General features: G+C 73.8%; 1 pseudogene. It reads right to left on the bottom strand.

The window, feature by feature from the left end:
- Positions 1 to 73 precede the first annotated feature (73 nt).
- Positions 74 to 301 (bottom strand): annotated as a pseudogene (locus DEIPI_RS0103120) (hypothetical protein); the annotation flags it as partial.

Genomic DNA, 301 nt, shown 5'->3' with positions numbered 1-301 from the left:
CACTGGAGCGCGCCGCGCAGCGGAATCCGGAACGGGACCGTCTCGACGAGCTCGATGGTTCCTTCGCGCGCGCTCACAGCCAGGCCCTCACGAGACGCGCCACCTCGTCGGGGTTCGCGCGTTCCGTGTCGATCACGAGCGAGCGCTCGGGCGGCAGGTCCCGCAGGACGCGCGCCGCCGCGTCCGGGTCGTAGTGGCGGCGCTCCGTCACGACGATGCGGGCCTTCGCGAGCAGGTCGTCGGGATCGACGCCCTCACCCGTGAGCGCCGCCACGCCCCCCTCACCGAGCACGTCGAGCGC

Origin of the sequence: Deinococcus pimensis DSM 21231, from assembly GCF_000519345.1 — a bacterium.
In the GTDB taxonomy this organism is placed as follows: domain Bacteria; phylum Deinococcota; class Deinococci; order Deinococcales; family Deinococcaceae; genus Deinococcus_A; species Deinococcus_A pimensis.
The sequence above is the reverse complement of the archived record's forward strand: the minus strand, read 5'-3'. Positions and strand labels throughout refer to the sequence as shown.